Origin of the sequence: Corynebacterium sp. Marseille-P8863 (assembly GCF_946902955.1) — a bacterium.
GTDB classification, from domain to species: Bacteria; Actinomycetota; Actinomycetes; order Mycobacteriales; family Mycobacteriaceae; genus Corynebacterium; species Corynebacterium gottingense.
This window is the reverse complement of the sequence record NZ_CAMPQC010000007.1, coordinates 57,824-74,761: the sequence shown is the minus strand read 5'-3', so window position 1 is coordinate 74,761 and position 16,938 is coordinate 57,824. Positions and strand designations below refer to the sequence as shown.

Annotated in this window: 14 protein-coding genes; 4 read left to right on the top strand and 10 right to left on the bottom strand. The window is 65.6% G+C overall.

What is annotated here, in order from left to right; translation table 11 throughout:
* The first annotated feature begins 36 nt into the window (after positions 1–36).
* Positions 37–1,893, top strand: coding sequence for a translation elongation factor 4 (gene lepA, locus OVO38_RS06765; protein ID WP_095546509.1), 1,857 nt, complete (start codon positions 37–39; stop codon positions 1,891–1,893).
* Here lepA and OVO38_RS06760 read toward each other — a convergent pair.
* Together OVO38_RS06760 and OVO38_RS06755 are read right to left on the bottom strand one after the other, a co-directional pair.
* Positions 1,877–2,668, bottom strand: coding sequence for a CPBP family intramembrane glutamic endopeptidase (locus OVO38_RS06760; RefSeq protein ID WP_122085194.1), 792 nt, complete (start codon positions 2,666–2,668; stop codon positions 1,877–1,879). The two genes, lepA and OVO38_RS06760, sit on opposite strands and share 17 nt — an antisense overlap.
* Positions 2,665–4,233 (bottom strand): type II CAAX prenyl endopeptidase Rce1 family protein, encoded by a 1,569-nt coding sequence (locus OVO38_RS06755; RefSeq protein ID WP_122085192.1) that lies wholly within the window; start codon positions 4,231–4,233, stop codon positions 2,665–2,667. Before OVO38_RS06755 ends, OVO38_RS06760 begins: the two co-directional genes overlap by 4 nt.
* On the opposite strand from OVO38_RS06755, the gene OVO38_RS06750 reads away from it, so the two are divergent.
* Together OVO38_RS06750 and OVO38_RS06745 are read left to right on the top strand one after the other, a co-directional pair.
* Complete coding sequence (locus tag OVO38_RS06750) at positions 4,232–5,440, top strand: alpha/beta fold hydrolase (protein ID WP_267208056.1); 1,209 nt, start codon at positions 4,232–4,234, stop codon at positions 5,438–5,440. The genes OVO38_RS06755 and OVO38_RS06750 overlap by 2 nt on opposite strands.
* A gap of 46 nt (positions 5,441–5,486) precedes the next feature.
* Positions 5,487–5,624, top strand: a complete 138-nt coding sequence (locus tag OVO38_RS06745) for a hypothetical protein (protein ID WP_165765481.1) — start codon at positions 5,487–5,489, stop codon at positions 5,622–5,624.
* Here the strand turns inward: OVO38_RS06745 and OVO38_RS06740 are convergent.
* The 8 genes from OVO38_RS06740 to brnQ all read right to left on the bottom strand — a co-directional run bounded on the left by OVO38_RS06740 (position 5,621) and on the right by brnQ (position 14,593).
* Positions 5,621–6,586 (bottom strand): ribokinase, encoded by a 966-nt coding sequence (locus OVO38_RS06740; protein ID WP_267208055.1) that lies wholly within the window; start codon positions 6,584–6,586, stop codon positions 5,621–5,623. The two genes, OVO38_RS06745 and OVO38_RS06740, sit on opposite strands and share 4 nt — an antisense overlap.
* The gene (locus OVO38_RS06735; protein ID WP_244213346.1) at positions 6,583–8,025 is read right to left on the bottom strand and encodes an ATP-binding cassette domain-containing protein; all 1,443 of its coding nucleotides are present in this window, start codon (positions 8,023–8,025) and stop codon (positions 6,583–6,585) included. The genes OVO38_RS06740 and OVO38_RS06735 overlap by 4 nt, the downstream gene beginning before the upstream one ends.
* Entirely contained in the window at positions 8,022–8,834 is an 813-nt protein-coding gene (locus OVO38_RS06730) for an ABC transporter permease (RefSeq protein WP_267208054.1), read from the bottom strand. Before OVO38_RS06730 ends, OVO38_RS06735 begins: the two co-directional genes overlap by 4 nt.
* The gene (locus OVO38_RS06725; protein ID WP_198947144.1) at positions 8,834–9,748 is read right to left on the bottom strand and encodes an ABC transporter permease; all 915 of its coding nucleotides are present in this window, start codon (positions 9,746–9,748) and stop codon (positions 8,834–8,836) included. The genes OVO38_RS06730 and OVO38_RS06725 overlap by 1 nt, the downstream gene beginning before the upstream one ends.
* Positions 9,749–9,840: 92 nt before the next feature.
* Positions 9,841–11,316 (bottom strand): ABC transporter substrate-binding protein, encoded by a 1,476-nt coding sequence (locus tag OVO38_RS06720; protein ID WP_095553586.1) that lies wholly within the window; start codon positions 11,314–11,316, stop codon positions 9,841–9,843.
* 30 nt (positions 11,317–11,346) lie between these two features.
* On the bottom strand, positions 11,347–12,108 hold the full coding sequence (locus OVO38_RS06715) for a GntR family transcriptional regulator (RefSeq protein WP_095553585.1): 762 nt from the start codon (positions 12,106–12,108) through the stop codon (positions 11,347–11,349).
* An 85-nt stretch (positions 12,109–12,193) separates the two neighbouring features.
* Positions 12,194–13,186 (bottom strand): LLM class flavin-dependent oxidoreductase, encoded by a 993-nt coding sequence (locus OVO38_RS06710; RefSeq protein ID WP_095275475.1) that lies wholly within the window; start codon positions 13,184–13,186, stop codon positions 12,194–12,196.
* Between the two features lie 9 nt (positions 13,187–13,195).
* The gene (gene brnQ / locus OVO38_RS06705) at positions 13,196–14,593 is read right to left on the bottom strand and encodes a branched-chain amino acid transport system II carrier protein (RefSeq protein ID WP_095275476.1); all 1,398 of its coding nucleotides are present in this window, start codon (positions 14,591–14,593) and stop codon (positions 13,196–13,198) included.
* A gap of 395 nt (positions 14,594–14,988) precedes the next feature.
* On the opposite strand from brnQ, the gene OVO38_RS06700 reads away from it, so the two are divergent.
* Positions 14,989–16,932: a phospholipase C gene (locus tag OVO38_RS06700; RefSeq protein WP_095553584.1), complete on the top strand. Its 1,944-nt coding sequence runs from the start codon at positions 14,989–14,991 to the stop codon at positions 16,930–16,932.
* Positions 16,933–16,938 lie beyond the last annotated feature (6 nt).

The following is a 16,938-nucleotide window of genomic DNA, read 5'->3' as shown; positions in this document are numbered from 1 at the left end:
TTTCGCGTGGGTTGTGCCCGGTAGGATGGTGAAACTATGGCTGCCACTACGAAAAATTTTGCGGAAGAGACGTTTACTTCGCCCGAGCGGATCCGAAACTTCTGCATTATCGCCCACATTGACCACGGCAAATCTACCCTCGCTGACCGGATTTTGCAGTTGTCAAACGTGGTGGCTGCGCGCGAGATGCGCGATCAGTACCTAGACAACATGGATATTGAGCGCGAGCGTGGCATCACGATCAAGGCGCAGAATGTGCGCCTTCCTTGGACGCCGACGACCGGTGAGTACGCCGGCCAGGACACGGTGCTACAGATGATCGATACCCCCGGCCACGTGGACTTTTCCTATGAAGTTTCGCGTTCCCTCGACGCGTGTGAGGGCGCAATCTTGCTTGTCGACGCAGCGCAGGGGATCGAGGCCCAAACCTTGGCCAATCTGTACATGGCCATGGAGAATGACCTGGAAATCATCCCCGTGCTGAATAAAATCGATCTGCCCGCCGCAGACCCGGATAAGTACGCGGGGGAGATTGCCAACATTATCGGTTGCGAGCCGGAGGACGTGCTGCGCGTCTCCGGGAAAACCGGCGAGGGCGTGGCCGAGCTGCTGGACAAGGTGGTCGAGCTCGTTCCGCCGCCGACGTCGGAACACGGCCCGGACGCGCCTGCGCGCGCCTTGATTTTCGATTCGGTCTACGACACCTACCGCGGTGTGGTCACGTACGTGCGCATGATGGACGGCAGGCTCGAGCCGAATCAAAAGGTGCAAATGATGAATACCGGCACCACGCTGGAGATCCTCGAGATCGGCGTCGTCTCTCCAACCATGAAGAAGACGAAGGGGCTGGGCCCGGGCGAGGTTGGCTACCTGATCACCGGTGTGAAAGATGTGCGCGAGACGCGCGTGGGTGACACGGTGACCTGGGCGCAGAAGGGCGCCACCGAGGCGCTGGAGGGCTTCGAAGACGTCAAGCCGATGGTCTACTCGGGCCTGTTCCCGGTCAGCCAGGAGGATTTCCCAACATTGCGTGAGAGCCTGGAGAAGCTCCAGCTCAACGACGCCTCCTTGACTTGGGAGCCCGAAACGTCGGTGGCCCTGGGCTTCGGCTTCCGCTGCGGATTCCTCGGCCTCCTGCACATGGAGATCACCCGCGACCGCCTCGAGCGCGAGTTTGACCTGGACTTGATTTCCACGGCACCGTCGGTCACCTACCGCGTGATCGCCGAGGACGGCACTGAGCACCTCGTGCACAATCCGTCGGATTGGCCGGGTGGCAAGTTGCAGCAGGTCTTCGAGCCGGTGGTCAACATGACGATCATCGTGCCGCAGGAGTTTGTCGGCTCCACGATGGAGCTGTGCCAGTCCAAACGCGGTCAGATGAAGAACATGGAGTACCTGTCCGAGGACCGCGTAGAGCTGCGCTACATCATCCCGCTCGGCGAGATTATTTTTGACTTCTTCGATATGCTCAAGTCGCGCACGAAGGGCTACGCCTCGCTCAACTACGAGGAGGCAGGTTGGCAGGAGTCGGACCTGGTGAAGGTAGACATCCTCCTACAGGGCGATCCTGTGGATGCGTTTTCCGCGATCGTGCACCGCGATTCCGCGCAGTGGTATGGCAACAAGATGACGAAGAAGCTCAAGGAGCTCATCCCACGCCAGCAGTTTGAGGTGCCGGTGCAGGCGGCGATTGGTTCGAAGATCATCGCCCGCGAAAACATTCGCGCGATGCGCAAGGACGTCCTGTCGAAGTGCTACGGCGGCGACATCTCGCGTAAGCGTAAGCTGCTGGAGAAGCAGAAGGCAGGTAAGAAGCGCATGAAGGCGATCGGTTCCGTGACGGTGCCACAGGAGGCGTTCGTCGCGGCCCTGTCTACCGACGAGGGTTAAACGCGGCAATCAGCGCCGCGGACACCACCGTCGCGACTGTGCCCAGGGGAGCGGAGCTTATCGACGCCCCCATCACCCACACGTTTCCTACCAGGTGCAAAACCCACGCGGCCTCGATTCCGTCGGTGCGCCAGGTCAGCCACGCCGCGCAGGCGGCAAACACGGCGACGTCGACAATCGTGCCGGTCCCGCCCGTGTGCAGCGCGACGAACGCGAGCGCGGGCAGGCCGTAGGCGATAGCAGGGTGTGCGCACCAGCGCCCGAACGCGCCCGAGCCAATGATCTGGGGGAGCGCGGCGCGGAACACGAGCTCTTCTGCTGCCGATTGCAGCGTGATCACGGCGCACAGCGCACACACAAACGCAACCGAGCGCGTTTCGTTCAGCGGGGTGGATTCACCGCTGACTCGTGCCCATAAGGCGGCGCCTGCCGTGGCGGCGGCGTAGACACCAATCGTGAGGGCGAGAGCGTGCCCCGCTACGGGCCACCTGATACGCCGCGTGGTTGACACCAATGACGCGGGGTGGCGTCCGGTGCATGCGGCGGCGAGGGGCGCCGACGGCAGCGTCGCTGCGAGAATCAGCAGCGGCTCAAAGAGTGCTCGCTGCGCGGGGTCGTCGAGCAGGATCCCGCGCGAGCTGCACAACTGGATGGCGAGCGCGGCGACGACGCCGAAGGCGGTGGCAAACGCCGCGAGCAGCGCGAGCTCTGCTGCGCGAACCCACGTGCTGCGCCCGGGGCGCGCGTCGGCGGTGCGATGGAGCGGTACCGTCATGCGCGCACGCTGCTGCCAGCAGTCGGAGTGACCGTCAGCGAGAGTTCTGCAGACGCACCCGGGGCGAGCTCAACACCTTCGCGGTTTTCGCCCAGGAGCGCGGGTTCGACGCAGACGAAGCGGGTCCAGTCGTCCGCGTGCAGCCCGTCGGCGGCGGCGCATTCCTCAGGGCCTGGGTTCCACACCACGACGTGGTCGGTGCCGTGGGTGCGGAAGGTGAGGGCGCGGTGGTCGTCGATAAGCATGCAGTCGTTGGTGGTGCGAACGACGCTGTCGACCTCCCGGCCAAATGCGAGATCGCCGTCAATCCTGCGCGCTTCACCCGCGACCTTGTCAAAGTACGGCTGGTCGGCGAGACCGGTGACGCGTGCGCGCGCGGTGTCGACGGCCCAGTAAGGGTGGAGCGCGAGCTGAATACGGCGAGACTCCTCGTCCTCATTGACCGCACGCAGCGTGAACGCGGGCTCGGGGCCGCGGCGGACGGTGTAGATCAGGCGGAGGCGATCGTTGCTGAGTTCCGCAGTGGTGGTCTCGCCAGTCTCCTCGATGACTATCCACGGCAAGGCGCGCGCCCACCCGTGCATCTGCGGGCCCAGCGTTTGTGCGAACCACGGCGCAACCACGGGGACGCCGCCGTGCTCGGGCCCGGCGGACGAGTTGAACAGGAGGTCGCCGGTGGGGTGGGGGAGGGTACGCAGGTGGGCATCGGTGGTTGGCATGGGGGCAACCTTACTGCCGATGATCGGCAGCGCGATGAGTGCGAGGGCGAACGCGCCAAGTTGGCCGACGATGGGCAGCAGGACGCGCGCCGATTCCAGATCAATAAGACCGGAGAACCTTGCGTACGAGACAGTGATGTTATTGACAATGTGCAGCGCCACCGAAAGCTCGATCCCGCCCGAGCGGTGGACCAGCAGCGAGGCAATCAGCGCGAAGACCACAATGGTGACCATGCCGCCGCCGCCCGCAGTGTGCCCCACGACGAAGATTGGCAGGGCCAGTAGGTATGCGAGCCATGGCGAGCGCATCCACGCGCCGAAGCTTTGCACCACCACGCCACGAAAAAGGAGCTCCTCAGCGAGACACTGCAGCGGCACCAGGCTGAGCACGATGGCGACGCTCCAGAAGAAGGTCGGGTCCAACGGGGTGGGAGGCGCGCCGTATATGACGATGTCTGCAGCGAGCGTGAGCAGGCCGGGCGCCGCAAACACTGCGAGCCCGGGCAGGAAGTAGTGCCACCGGAACCGCCGCTCGACCGACCACAGCGCGCGCACGTCGCGTCCTGAGGCCCACGCCGCTACGAACGCGGCCGGGACCGTCATCGCGAGTGCGCCGAAGCCAACCAGCATCGATGTGGGTGTGCCGTCCGCAATATGACCGATACTCTCTTTGCCGTTGATGAGAATGAACGCGACCACCCACACTGCCTGGAGTGCGACGAACAGTGCAGCGGCGACTGCGATCTCAAGAAGCGGGCGCCACCACCGGTACGGGCGGATGCGGTCGCGGCGTGCGAGGCGGTGGAAGGCGGGGATCATGCGGGAAGTGTCTACGATCGCAGGCATGGAGTCAACTGTAGAGGTCACCCGAGGCCAATGGTCCGTCTTCGCTCGCGTGTTGGGAGACACCGACGCCCCAGCGTTGCTGTTCTTGCAGGGAGGGCCGGGCTCGCCCGCGCCGCGCGAGCGATTCGCGTGGATCGAAGAGGCGCTGCGCCGCGGTTATCGAGTCGTGCTGCTGGACCAACGCGGCACGGGCCGGTCGACGCGCGTCGACGCCGCCACACCCGAGCTCATCAACGCCGATACGCTGGCGCAGCTGCGTGCGCCGGAGATCATCAAAGACGCGGAGGCGATCCGAGAGGAGCTCGGCATCGAGCGCTGGGACGTACTGGGGCAGTCCTTTGGCGGGTTCTGTTTGCTGCACTACCTGTCGGTCGCGCCGGAACATATCGGGGTGGCGATGTTTACGGGCGGGTTGGCGTCGATAAGCGAGGGCCCCGACGCGGTGTACGAGGCGACGTTTGCGAAGCTGCGCGCCCGCCACCGCGCGTTCAACCGCAGCCACCCGGAGGCGGAGCGCACGATGCGCGAGGTGTGCCGTCACCTTGAGGCCGCCGAGGAGTGCCTGCCGACAGGGGAGCGGCTCACCCCGCGCCGTTTCCGCACCGTCGGCATTGAGCTTGGGCGCGAGGGCGGCTTTGCGACGCTCGCGAGCCTCCTCGAGTCACCCTTCCACCCCAACGGACGCCTGCGCACCGACTTCCTCGCAAGCGTAGGGCAACGCGTCAGCTTTGCCCCCAACCCGCTCTACGCCGCTATCCACGAATCCATCTACGGCGGCACCGTGCCGGGAGCGACGAACTGGTCTGCCGAGCGGGTCTCGCGCATCATCGCGGGGTTCGGTCCCGACGCTTCGCCGGACGACGACGAGTTCTACCTCACCGGCGAACACATCTTCCCCTTCCAGTTCGACGAGGATCCCGCGTTGCGCCCGTTCAAGGACGCGGCGCACGCACTCGCGGAGAAAACGGATTGGGGTAACCAGTACGCGGGCGTCATCGACGGCGCGTCGGCGCACGAGGCTGCGGGCGGCAAGCGCGTTGCAGCCGTCTACACCGATGACATCTTCGTACCTCGCGAGCTGTCGCTGGCCACCGCGGACGCGCTGGGTGTGAGCGTGTGGGAGACCGCAACGTACCAACACGACGGCCTTCGGCGACACGGGACGGAGGTCATTGGGCGGCTGCTGGAGATGGCTGCGCAGCGGTAGTGCGTGTAGGGTGCACGCGCGGTTGCGCGCGGGCTATGATCGGGGCATGCAACGACCGGTTCCCCGCGAGCAAGTGCAGTTGAGTCCCGCCGAGGCGCACGAATTTGAGGACCTCACGGCCGTGTTTGAGCGAGTTGAGGAGCACCTGCTGAGTTGGTCTCTGGTGCCCCGCATCCGCGACTAGCGCGCAGCCCCCGGCAGCTCGTCACCGGAGTTTGGGTACGACGGCTGGGCGCCTGGGCGCTGGACCGAAAACGCGCCGACGCGCGCCGCGTAGGCGGCCGCGTCATCCAGCGAGTCGCCGGCGACGAGCCGGAAGCACAGGGCGCCAGCGAACGAGTCCCCGGCACCGACAGTATCTACCGCCGTCACGCGCGGGCTCGCGATGTCGCGCAGGCCGTCAGCATCGGCGACGAGCGCGCCCGCCGCACCAAGCGTGAGGACGACCGACGCAACCCCCGCGTCGAGCAAGCGCTGCGCCAGTTCGGGCGGGGTTCCCGAGCCGTCGAGGCCAAGCTGCGCCAGGATCAGGCCGGCCTCATGTTCGTTGGCGAGCAGCGGATCGGCCGCGAGCAGCGCGTCGCGCGGTACGTCGACAACAGGCGCAAGGTTAATCACCACCCGCCCGTGAGCCAGCTTGACGGCCTCGGCGAACCCGTCCGCCGGAATTTCGCCCTGCAACAAGACCAGCGGCGCCTGTTCGATGGGGGCACGGTGCGCGCGCACGAACGTTGCGTCGACCAAAGCGTTTGCGCCGGGGATGACCAGGACGGTGTTTTCGCCGTCGGCGGCGACGGTAATCACGGCGAGCCCGGTGACGTCGTCGACGTCCTCGAGGTGGTCGAGGTTCACTCCAGCTTCGCGCATGAGCGCGGTCGCTGGCGTGGCGTTCGCGTCGCGTCCGACGGCGCCGACGAGCGCCACGCGCCCGCCAAGCTTGGCTGCCGCGCACGCCTGGTTCGCGCCCTTGCCACCGGCGGTGATGCCACCGCCACTGCCCAGCAGCGTCTCTCCGGGCTCGGGGTGCCGCGGCACGTTCACGGTCAGGTCAGCGTTGACGGAGCCGACGACAACAATGTCGGCTGTGGCTGTGGTGTTCGCTGTGTTGCTCGTTGCGGCGGGACGGGGTGCGCTGTGTTGGCTCATAGGTCCTCATCGTACGGAAGATCGGTCGGGGTCTCGTAGGGGATGATTGCGTCGAGGAGCTGGTGGGTGTACTCGTGCTGCGGGTCGGCCCAGATTTTTTCGGTCGCTCCGTGCTCGACGATGCGCCCGCGGTGCATGACCGCCAGCCGTGGGCACAGCTCGCGGGCAACCTGTAAGTCGTGGGTGACAAAGATGAGCGTGCCGTCGCCGACGGTGGAGCGAAGCAGGTCGAGCACCTGGTGCTGCACGGATGCGTCGAGGGCGGAGACGGGCTCGTCGGCAAGCAAGAGCCCGGGGCGCGGCGCTGCGGCGCGGGCGATCGAGATGCGCTGGCGCTGCCCGCCGGAAAACTCGCTCGGCAGTCGCGATCCCGTCCCACCGAGCTCGACGGCGTCAAGCATCGCGTCGGCGCGCTCGGCGTCGACGCCGGCCTCGCGGATGGAATCGCGCACGCGCATGCGGGGGTCCAGCGACGAGTACGGGTCCTGGAACACCATGTGCAATCGCTTGGAAACACTCACCTCACCGGAATCCGGGGCCAAAAGCCCCGCGATGACGTGCAGGAGCGTGGTCTTGCCGGAGCCGGACCCGCCGACGATGGCCACGCGGTCGCCCTCACGCACGGTGAGGCTGACACGGTCGAGTGCCCGCGTTGCCCCGCGGGTCAGTGTGACGTCGGCAAGCTCGACCACGGGTTGGCGCAGCTCACGGTCGTGCGTATGCGGATCTGCCGCGGGCGGGCCCGGCTGCGCGGCGCGTGCGAGCGACCGGGCGTACTCCCCGTCGGATTCCTCGATGCGCCCGCGGTGGAAGACAAGGGTGCGGTCAGTCATATGGTGCACGACCGCGAGGTCGTGGGAGATGAACAGCAGCCCCATGCCTCGCTCGGTGACGAGCGAGTCGATGAGGTCGAGGACCTCCGTTTGCGTCGTTGCATCGAGCGCGGTGGTCGGCTCGTCGCAGATGAGCACGTCGGGGTCCTGCGAGAGGGCGAGCGCAATGAGGACGCGCTGGCGCTGTCCGCCCGACAACTGGTGTGGGTACGCGTCCGGGCGATCCACGCCGACCTGGCGCAACAGGTCGCGGGGGACGAGCCGCCCAATCCTGGTCAGGGGATCCAGCGCCGTCATCGGTTCTTGGAACACCATGGCGACGCGTTGCCCGCGTACCTTTCGGCGGGTCCTGTCGCGGGTCCCCACCATCTCGATGCCGTCGACGGTGACCGAGCCTGAGGCCGGCGGAAGTCCAGGCTGGTCGGCGAGTCCCATGATGGACAAGGCGGTGAGCGACTTGCCCGAGCCGGATTCACCAATGATGCCGACCCGCTCGCCGCGTTCGAGGGTAAAACTGACGTGGTCGAGGACGCCGGGGATGGTCAGCCCGTCGACGGTGATGAACGGTGCCGACGAGCCGTCTGCGGTGCTATTCGCCAAAATCACTGTGCCCTCCGTTCGGTTCCGGTGCCGAGCAGGTTAAACCCGAGCACGGTCAGCGCGATGGCCAACCCGGGCCACAGCGCTAGGTGCGGGGACGTGGCCAAGAACGGCTGCGACGCCTGCAGCATGCGCCCCCACGACGCGTACGGCGCCGGGGTACCCAGGCCGAGGAAGGAGAGCCCCGCCTCCGCGAGGATTGCGAGCGCGAACGCAACTGACAGCTGCACCGTAATAATGGGTGCGATGTTGGGGAGGACGTGCCGCAGCGCGATGCGCCACCCAGCAACGCCAGAGATGCGTGCGGCGAGCACGTAATCCTGGTGCATGATCTGCATAGTGCCGACCCTGGCGACGCGGATGAATCCGGGCACGCCGGCAATGCCGACAGCGAGGATGACCACCCACATCGACGCACCGAACACGGCGGTAAAGACGATGGCCAGCAGCAGCGCGGGGAACGCCAGCAGCAGGTCCGCGCCCGCCATGACCACGCCGCCGCGGCCTGCTGCGCCACGCATTCCGGCGAGGACGCCCAGTGGAACACCGACCAGGGCGGAACCGGCGACGGCGGCAAGCGAGACCGCAAGCGTGAGGCGTGCGCCGTCCATGATGCGAGACAGAATGTCGCGGCCGAGCTCGTCGGTCCCCATCCAGTGCTGCCAGCTGGAGCCGACCAGGCGAGCGGCAGGGTCGGCGTGTAGCGGGTCGTACGGAGTCCATACCAGGGAGAGCAGTGCGGCGAGCACTGCCACTGCGACGAGCACGAGCCCGAAGGTGCGCCCCGCTCCGAAGCGTTTACGCGTTGTCACCATTATGCGAACCTCCCCGGCCGCCCAGCTTGTCTTGTTCGCGGATCGATCGCGGCGTAGCTGACGTCCACCGCGAGGTTGACCGCGAGCGTAAACGCGACGATGCACATCATCACCGTTTGGACCGCGGTGAGATCGCGGGTCGACACGGCGTCGATAAGCATGCTCCCGAGGCCAGGCACCGCAAACACGCGCTCAATCACCACAGCGCCAACGATGAGGGTGGACAGTTGCACGCCCGTCACCGTCAGTACCGGCAGCGCGGCGTTGCGTAGCGCGTGGCGAGCCAGGGCAGTGCTTACCGACGCCCCGCTCGCCCTTGCCGTGCGCACATAGTCTTTCGTGAGCTCCTCCGAAATCGCGGCGCGCACGTAGCGGGTGAGGATCGATGCCTGCACCAACGTCAGCGCGAACACCGGCAGCACGATGTGCGACGGCGTGCCCCACCCGTTCGCGGGAAGCCAACCCAGTCGGACGGAGAAGCACGCGACGGCGAGGATGCCCACCAGGAATGAGGGGACCACGATGCCGACCTGGGTCAGCGCGTTGATGAGCGCGGCGTCGGCGTGGCCGCGGCGGCGCGCCAGGTAGGTGCCCGCCGGCACCGCGATGGCCAGCGAGCACACCATCGCGATGACGGTCAGCGTGAGCGACGCGCCTGCGCGCTCCGCCACGACGGGGGCGAGCTCAGTGCCGCTGGCCATGGAGATGCCGAAGTTTCCGGTGAGCATTCCACCTACCCAGTCCAGGTACTGGTCCACGAGCGGACGGTCGGTGCCCAGCCGGTGGGAGAGCTCCGCGACCGCCTCGTCGGTTGCGCTCACGCCGAGGGCGACGCGCGCCGGGTCGCCGGGGACGGCGCGGAGCAACACGAAGATGATGACGCTCGCGGCGAAGAGTAATAGGACAAAGCGCAGGAGCGCACGGCCGAGGCGCGCCGCGAACGCGGAAGCGCCATTCCTGGCTCTGCCGGTGCTGACCGCACGGTGCTCGCGCGAGAGGAGCGTGCTCACCGTTCAACCTCCTTTAACGGTAGCGAGTCGGTGACGACGTTGGGGTTCAGGCCGTGCACGCCCGGGGCGTAGAGGACGACGTTTGGGGCGTTGACCAGGGTGAGCGCGCCGGCGTCCGCCATGATCGTGTCCACGGCGCGCACGCGGTCACCGCTGCCGAGCGCGGCGCGCGCTGCCTCGGAGTCGTAGCCGAGGTAATAGTCGGGGTCGCCAAACAGCACACCCAGGTCACGCGGTTCCACGTGCGCGACCAAGGACGCCTGGTAGTCGTGCCCCTTGAGCACGTCTGCGAGCCAGACCGCGGGGAACTCGACCGTTTCAAGGTGAACGCGGAATCCGACGTCGGTGAGCTGGGAGTAGATAAGTTCGCTGGCCGTTTGCGCGTACGGCAGGTTCGGCACAGTGATGGTGATTTCCGGAGCGCGCCCGCCGAGAAGCTCTCGCGCGCGCTCCGGATCGTAGGGGTAGTAATTCTCGCCCGTATACCAGGGGTCGGTCGGCGGCACGGGTGCGCCGCCGGTGTCGGTGGCGAGTCCGTTGTACACGACGCTATTCACCGCCTCGCGGTCGATGGCGAAGGCAGCAGCGCGGCGGACGTCGGGGTCATCAAACGGAGCGCGATTATTATTCATGGAAAACAGGACCTCGCCGTTGGTGGTGCCGATGTCCACCGTGATGTCGTCGGGGAGCGCGTCGATGAGCTGCGGCGCCTGCATCGCCCACACCACGTCGGCGTCGCCAGTGCGCAGCGCGTTGACGGCGGCAATCGAATCATCGAAGTAGCGGATTTTGGCGTCGTGCTCGGCGGGCTCGCCCCAGTAGTCCTCGCGCGCACTGAATTCGATGGCTTCGCCGACGCGGAAGTTGTCCACTACGTATGGGCCGGTCCCGAGCGGATCCGTGGCGAGCCGGTCCACGCTCGCCGGCGCCATCATCGCGCCGGTCAGCGTGCCCATGGACCATAACCAGTCCGGGCTCGGGGAGTCGAGCGTGACGCGGAGCGTGTGCTTATCGACGCTCACCGCTTCCCGCACCGGCGCCATCTGGCTCTTCAGGCCGTTCGTCCACTGGTCTTTGACGTAGTTGATGGAAAACGCGGCGGTGTCGGCGTCGAAGGGGGTGCCGTCGGCAAATGCGACGTCGTCGCGCAGGTGGAAGGTGTATTCGGTGCCGTCGGTGCTTTCCTCCCAGCTGGTGGCGAGGAACGGCTGCGGTTTACCCGATTCGTCGATCCGGACCAGGGTTTCGTAGACGTTGCCCATCATCGCCTGGGGGACGGCCGCGCCGCCGGTGGTGGTGAAATCCAGGCTGGCGGGTGCCGCTTGCGTGGCGACGACGACTTCTCCGCGGGCATGCTCGGAGGCCGCGTCCGTGTCTCCTCCGCTGCCGCACGCGGCGGTGGTCAGTAGCGCGCAGGACGCGGCAAGCGCCCCGGCGAGCCGGGGAAGGTGGGAACCAGCTGTGGAAGCCATGGGCAGAGTGTAACGGGGTCCACGCGGCGACTACGAATCGATTTCAAACCACAGGGGGGAAGAGTGCCCCCGCACATTGTTCAGCCCGATGGTGATCATGTCGGCGCGGTAGGTTTGCACCGCGAGCTCGACGGGCCTGCCTGAGTGGTCGAAGACGCGCATCTCCACCTGAATCACCGGTGTACCTGGGGCGATGTCGAGCGCGTCCGCCTCGTTGTCGGTCGCGGCGTGGACCGTCAGCGCGCGGGACAGGTTGTTGAAGTCGATCCCACTACTCACGAGGCGGCGGTGAATGGAATCGTGCTCTGGATCAACCCCGTCAAGGGCGTTGGTCACACTGGGGTGGAAGTAGAGAGACTCGATCACCAGCGGGGCGCCGTCGGCGGTGCGGGTGCGCTGCACGGTCACCGCCTCCTCGCGGCCGGGGACGCGCAGCACGTCCGCCGCGTGCTCGGGCAGCGGGGCGAGGCCGTAGTGCTCCAGGACCTGGCCGGGGGCCTTCCCCAGGTTCACAATCCAGGCCGTGTTGGACAGGATCTCTTCGAACGACTCGGTGCGAATGTTGGAGAGCACGAGCGAGCGCCGACCGCGGCCAGAGGAGATGAGTCCCTCGGCACGCAGGGTCGCCATCGCCTGGCGGACGGGGCCGCGGGACGAATTGAACTGCTCGCACAGGTCCGCCTCAGAGGGGAGTGGTTCGCCCGCGGGGATCCGGCCCGTGAAGATTTCATCGCGCAGGTGCGCCGCGATTTCCTCGTGTTGTTGCGGGGGCCGAAGCGGCGAAACGGACATGACACTCTCCCAGCTATAGCGCGCCTAAAAGTATGAACTCGGCTAGACCCTATACCAGGATCCTGAGTGTTCACGCATCGGCGAATTAATGTTTCCAGTGGCTTGCGAGGATGTCCATGGAGGCGAGTACTTCCTCGTGGCTGGGTGCCTGCAACGAAATCATGAGCTCGTCCGCGCCCGCGTGCTGTGCAAACCAGTCGAGGTACTCGACGACCTGCTCGCCGGTGCCCTGTGCGGTGTACCGCAGCATGTCAATGATCTGCCGGCCCTGGTAGGAGTCGACGACGGCGTCCAGTTGGGCGTCGTCAAGCACCTGGCCCCTTCGGCCCAACATCGCGCGCACGCGGTTGCGGTGTACCAGCCCGGTCTGCCGCTCCGCGTCCTCCTCGGTCTCCGCGGCGGTGACGTTGACAGCGGCCACACAGTACGGCTCGGGGTAGCGCTCGGAGGGTTCGTAGTTTTCGCGGTAGTAGGCGGTGGCCTGCTCCAGGTGTTGCGGCGCGAAGTGGGACGCGAACGCGTAGGGCAGGCCCAGCTTGGCGGCCAGGGACGCGCCGAACATGGACGAGCCGAGGATGATCAGCGGCACGTTGGTGTTGAAGCCGGGGACGGCGGTTACGCCCGGGAGCGGCGACTCGTTGGACAGCCATGCCTGGAGCTCGAGGACATCCTGCGGGAAATTTTCGGCGGCGCGGGGGTCGCGTCGCAACGCGCGGCCCAGGGTTTGCTGGTCGGTGCCGGGGGCGCGGCCCAAGCCCAAATCAATGCGGCCGGGGTAGAGTTCCTCGAGCATGCCGAACTGCTCGGCGATGACGTAGGGGGAGTGGTTGGGCAGCATCACGCCGCCGGACCCCAGGCGGATGCGCTCAGTCTTCGCGCCAATGTGGGCGATGAGCACTGCGGGCGAGGAGGAGACAATCGAGCTCATGTTGTGGTGCTCGGAGTACCAGATACGCGAATACCCCAACGACTCCGCGTGCTGGGCGAAGGCTACGGAGCGCTCCATGGCCTCGCCGACGGATTCGTCGGGGTAGCGGGTGCAAAAATCAATGAGTGACAGTGGGGCACGCGTATTCATGCCCCCACACTACGCGGTGACTACGTCACCGTCGACGGTCTCGTTGGTGCCCACCGCCATCGGCGTCTTGGGGTGTGCCCAGTCGATGGCCAGGCCGATGAGGAAGGCGATGACAACCGGGACGATCCACCCCAGTCCCTCGGCGTGCAGCGGCAGCCAGGACACCAGCGGCGTGAGCGCGTCCGCGCCCCACCCCTGGGAAATGCAGGTCTCGATCGCCGAGTAGATCACAGCGACCCAGATGGGCAGGAAGAACGCCCAGGTAAAACGGGTGCGCTTGGCAAACGCCGGCTCGACCAGCGTTACCAAGATCAGGGAGATGGCGGGCGGGTACAAGAAGCCGATGACCGGGGCCGCAATCGTCATGACGAAGTCGAGGCCCTGCGTTGCGATGACCATCGACGTAACGGTGAATACGACGGCCCAGATCTTGTAGGAGCCCGGGAACTGCGAGGAGAAGTACTCGGCGGTCGCGGTGATCAGACCGACCGACGTGGTCAAGCATGCGAGCAGGACGATCAGCGCGAAGATGATCTGGCCCGCCATGCCCATGGTCAGGTTGGAAGCGTCTGCAAGCAGGCCCGCGCCGTTGTCGTACTGGGTGGGGTTAGGGATGACGCGGCCGATGGTGCCCAGGCCGAGGTAGATGGCGCCCAGCATGATGCCCGCGCCAACGCCGGCGAGGATCGTGCCGCGGACAATTTCCTTGCCCTCCTTGAACCCTTTGAACTGCAGCGTGGAGATGACCACGATCGAGAACGCCAACGCGGCGATGGAGTCCATGGTGAGGTAGCCCTCGAGCAGGCCGGAGGTGAACGGGCCGTCGGCGTAGGTCTCACTCGGGGCGGAAGGCTCCGCGTCCCACTTGACAATGGACACGGAGATCATGATGATCAGCAGGACCACCAGGGCAGGCACGAGGAATTTGCCCAGGGTTTCCATAATGCGGGTGGGGTTCCACGCCAGCGCCAGGGAGACTCCGAAGAAGATCACGTTAAAGACGCCGGAGGCGAACAACCCGTCCCACCCAAACAGCGGCGTGATCGCCGTTTCCATGGACACGGCGCCGGTGCGGGGCAACGCGTAGAAGGCGCCGATAGACAGGTAAGCGAGCACCGGGAAGACGAGGCCGAAGACGGAACCGGCGCGCTGCGCAAGGTCGCGAACGTTTGCTCCGGACATGGCGATCGCGATCACCGCGAGCACTGGCAGGAGTGCGCCGGTGCCCAGGAAGCCGAGAATGGCGGGCCAGAAGTTGTCGCCAGCCGAGACGGCCAGCATCGGCGGGAAAATCAGGTTGCCAGCACCGAAAAACATGGAAAACAGTGCAAGCGCGGTGATGACGATCGTTTTCGTCTGGCCGCCGGTGCTGCCCGAGGCGCCGGCGGACGTTGCTGTGGAACTCATTGAAACCCTCCTTGTGGGTGTTGGGTGGTTTTCAGCGTACATCGAAGATTCCATTTTTGGGAAAATTTGTCCCAAATAGTGGAAAATTTGGGGAACGTAACTAATTTGCCAGCGGGTTTGCGTCGATAAGCGATCGGCGCGAGCGGAGCGAGAAAGTGGAAAGTTAGGCAAACTGTTGGTGAATTTTGCGTCAACAGTAGGTGTGATCGGGCGAGAATTTCACTGTTGTTCCAGCTCACAGGCTTGAACGCGCGGGAAATGGATGGATTGACAGGCTTTGCAAAGTGACCTGGTGGGAATTTAAATAGGTGCTGAAAGGATACGGTCCTCGCGCAGGGGTGCCGCAGCTTTCGTTGTTACCGCAGTATCCACTTACTTCAAGATTGGACTTCGCCATGAAGCTTCGTCACCGCGCTATCGCCGCGTGCGCCGCAGTCGCCGCGACCACTGTAATCGTCCCGGGTGTGGCCCAGGCCGACACTAAGACCCCGATCGAGCACGTCGTGGTCATTTACTCGGAGAACATCTCCTTCGATCACTACTTCGGCACCTACCCCAACGCCGCAAACCTCGACGGCGAGAAAATGCAGGGCTCGGGCAACGACGCCCCGAAGTTCACCGCCAAGAAGGACACCCCGAAGGTCAACAACCTGGAAAACAACGACCTGCTCGGCGAGAAGAACCCGAACTCCACGAAGCCGTTCCGCCTCACTCCGGGCCAGGCCGTGACTACGGACCAGAACCACCACTACGGTGACGAGCAGAAGGCCTACAACGGCGGCAAGATGGACAAGTTCGCAGAGACCGTGTCCACCGATGTGGACAAGTACGGCGAGGGCTCCTTCGCCACTGTCGGCACGACCATGGGCTACTACGACGGCAACACCGTCACCGGCCTGTGGAACTACGCGCAGAACTTCGCCATGAACGACAACTCGTTCTCCACCATCTTCGGCCCGTCCACCCCGGGTGCGCTCAACCTGATTTCCGGCACCGTGGCCGACGCCACCATGCACGACCCGGCGACCGGCGAGCAGCAGAAGATCGTCGACGGCCAGAACCACGCCCTCGCCGGCGTCTCCGAGGACGGCAAGACCGCGACCGTCGTTGGCGACCCGGACCCGCTGTTCGACGACTGCTCCAACTCCTCCTCCGCGGGTACCAACCAGGTCACCGCGATGCACTCCAAGAACATCGGTGACCAGCTCAACGAGAAGGACGTCACCTGGGGCTGGTTCCAGGGCGGATTCCGCCCGACCGAAGAGGCAACCGATTCCTCCCGTGCACGCTGCGGCGCCGCGCACAAGACGCTGACCGGCCAGGATAAGACGGACTACAACCCGCACCACCAGCCGTTCCAGTACTACGCATCCACCGCGAACCCGCACCACTTCGCGCCGTCCAGCGACGAGATGATTGGTAAGACCGACCGCGCGAACCATCAGTACGACCTGACCGACTTTGACAAGGTCATCGAGCAGGGCAACCTGCCGGCCGTTTCCTTCCTCAAGGCCGCGAACTACCAGGACGGCCACGCCGGTTACTCCAACCCGTACGACGAGCAGGCCTTCATTACCCACTACATCAACGAGCTGCAGAACTCGCCGGAGTGGGACTCCACCGCGGTCGTCATCGCCTACGACGACTCCGACGGCTGGTACGACCACCAGGCACCGACGATCCTCAACGGCTCCAACGATCCGCACCAGGACGCGGAGATCTGCACCGCTGCAGCCAAGAAGGTCGGCGTCGCGGGCGACAAGCACGGCCAGTGCGGCCCGGGTACCCGTCAGCCGCTGCTGATCGTCTCCCCGTACGCAAAGACCAACTTTGTCGACTCCACCTACACCGAGCAGACCTCCATCACTAAGTTCATCCAGGACAACTGGGGGCTGGGCCGACTGGGAGGCATCGCTTTCGACGAGCGCGCCGGCGAGCTGAACAACATGTTCGACTTCGACGGTGAGAAGGCGCCGAAGCTGTTCCTCAATGAGACCGACGGCACCGTGGCCAAGGATTACGCCTCGATTGAGAAGGTGGACAACACCTCCCGCGAGATCTCTAACCTCAAGCCGGTCGCAGAAGGCATGAACAACCCGCTGGTCACCGAGAACGGTGTCGCCGAGGTGGCCAAGATGGTCAACCGCGACGCGAAGCCGGGTGCGCAGCAGCCGGGCAAGGATGATCCCGCCGGCGAGCAGGACGGATCCTCCACCGGCGGCATCATCGCCGCGGTCGTTGCCGTCCTTGCTGTCCTGGGTGGCATCGGCGCTTGGGTCATGAACGGCATGCCGGGGCTGCCCGCGAACATCAAGGACTCCATCAAGCTCCCGTTCTAAGGCAGG

Bases quoted from the DNA above. Each gene is read 5' to 3' on its own strand.
- OVO38_RS06730 (WP_267208054.1), bottom strand. From the start codon at position 8,834: ATGGTGACAACGCGTAAACGCTTCGGAGCGGGGCGCACCTTCGGGCTC.
- OVO38_RS06750 (WP_267208056.1), top strand. From the start codon at position 4,232: ATGGAGTCAACTGTAGAGGTCACCCGAGGCCAATGGTCCGTCTTCGCT.
- brnQ (WP_095275476.1), bottom strand. From the start codon at position 14,593: ATGAGTTCCACAGCAACGTCCGCCGGCGCCTCGGGCAGCACCGGCGGC.
- OVO38_RS06710 (WP_095275475.1), bottom strand. From the start codon at position 13,186: ATGAATACGCGTGCCCCACTGTCACTCATTGATTTTTGCACCCGCTAC.
- OVO38_RS06715 (WP_095553585.1), bottom strand. From the start codon at position 12,108: ATGTCCGTTTCGCCGCTTCGGCCCCCGCAACAACACGAGGAAATCGCG.
- OVO38_RS06745 (WP_165765481.1), top strand. From the start codon at position 5,487: ATGCAACGACCGGTTCCCCGCGAGCAAGTGCAGTTGAGTCCCGCCGAG.
- OVO38_RS06700 (WP_095553584.1), top strand. From the start codon at position 14,989: ATGAAGCTTCGTCACCGCGCTATCGCCGCGTGCGCCGCAGTCGCCGCG.
- lepA (WP_095546509.1), top strand. From the start codon at position 37: ATGGCTGCCACTACGAAAAATTTTGCGGAAGAGACGTTTACTTCGCCC.
- OVO38_RS06720 (WP_095553586.1), bottom strand. From the start codon at position 11,316: ATGGCTTCCACAGCTGGTTCCCACCTTCCCCGGCTCGCCGGGGCGCTT.
- OVO38_RS06760 (WP_122085194.1), bottom strand. From the start codon at position 2,668: ATGACGGTACCGCTCCATCGCACCGCCGACGCGCGCCCCGGGCGCAGC.
- OVO38_RS06755 (WP_122085192.1), bottom strand. From the start codon at position 4,233: ATGCCTGCGATCGTAGACACTTCCCGCATGATCCCCGCCTTCCACCGC.
- OVO38_RS06740 (WP_267208055.1), bottom strand. From the start codon at position 6,586: ATGAGCCAACACAGCGCACCCCGTCCCGCCGCAACGAGCAACACAGCG.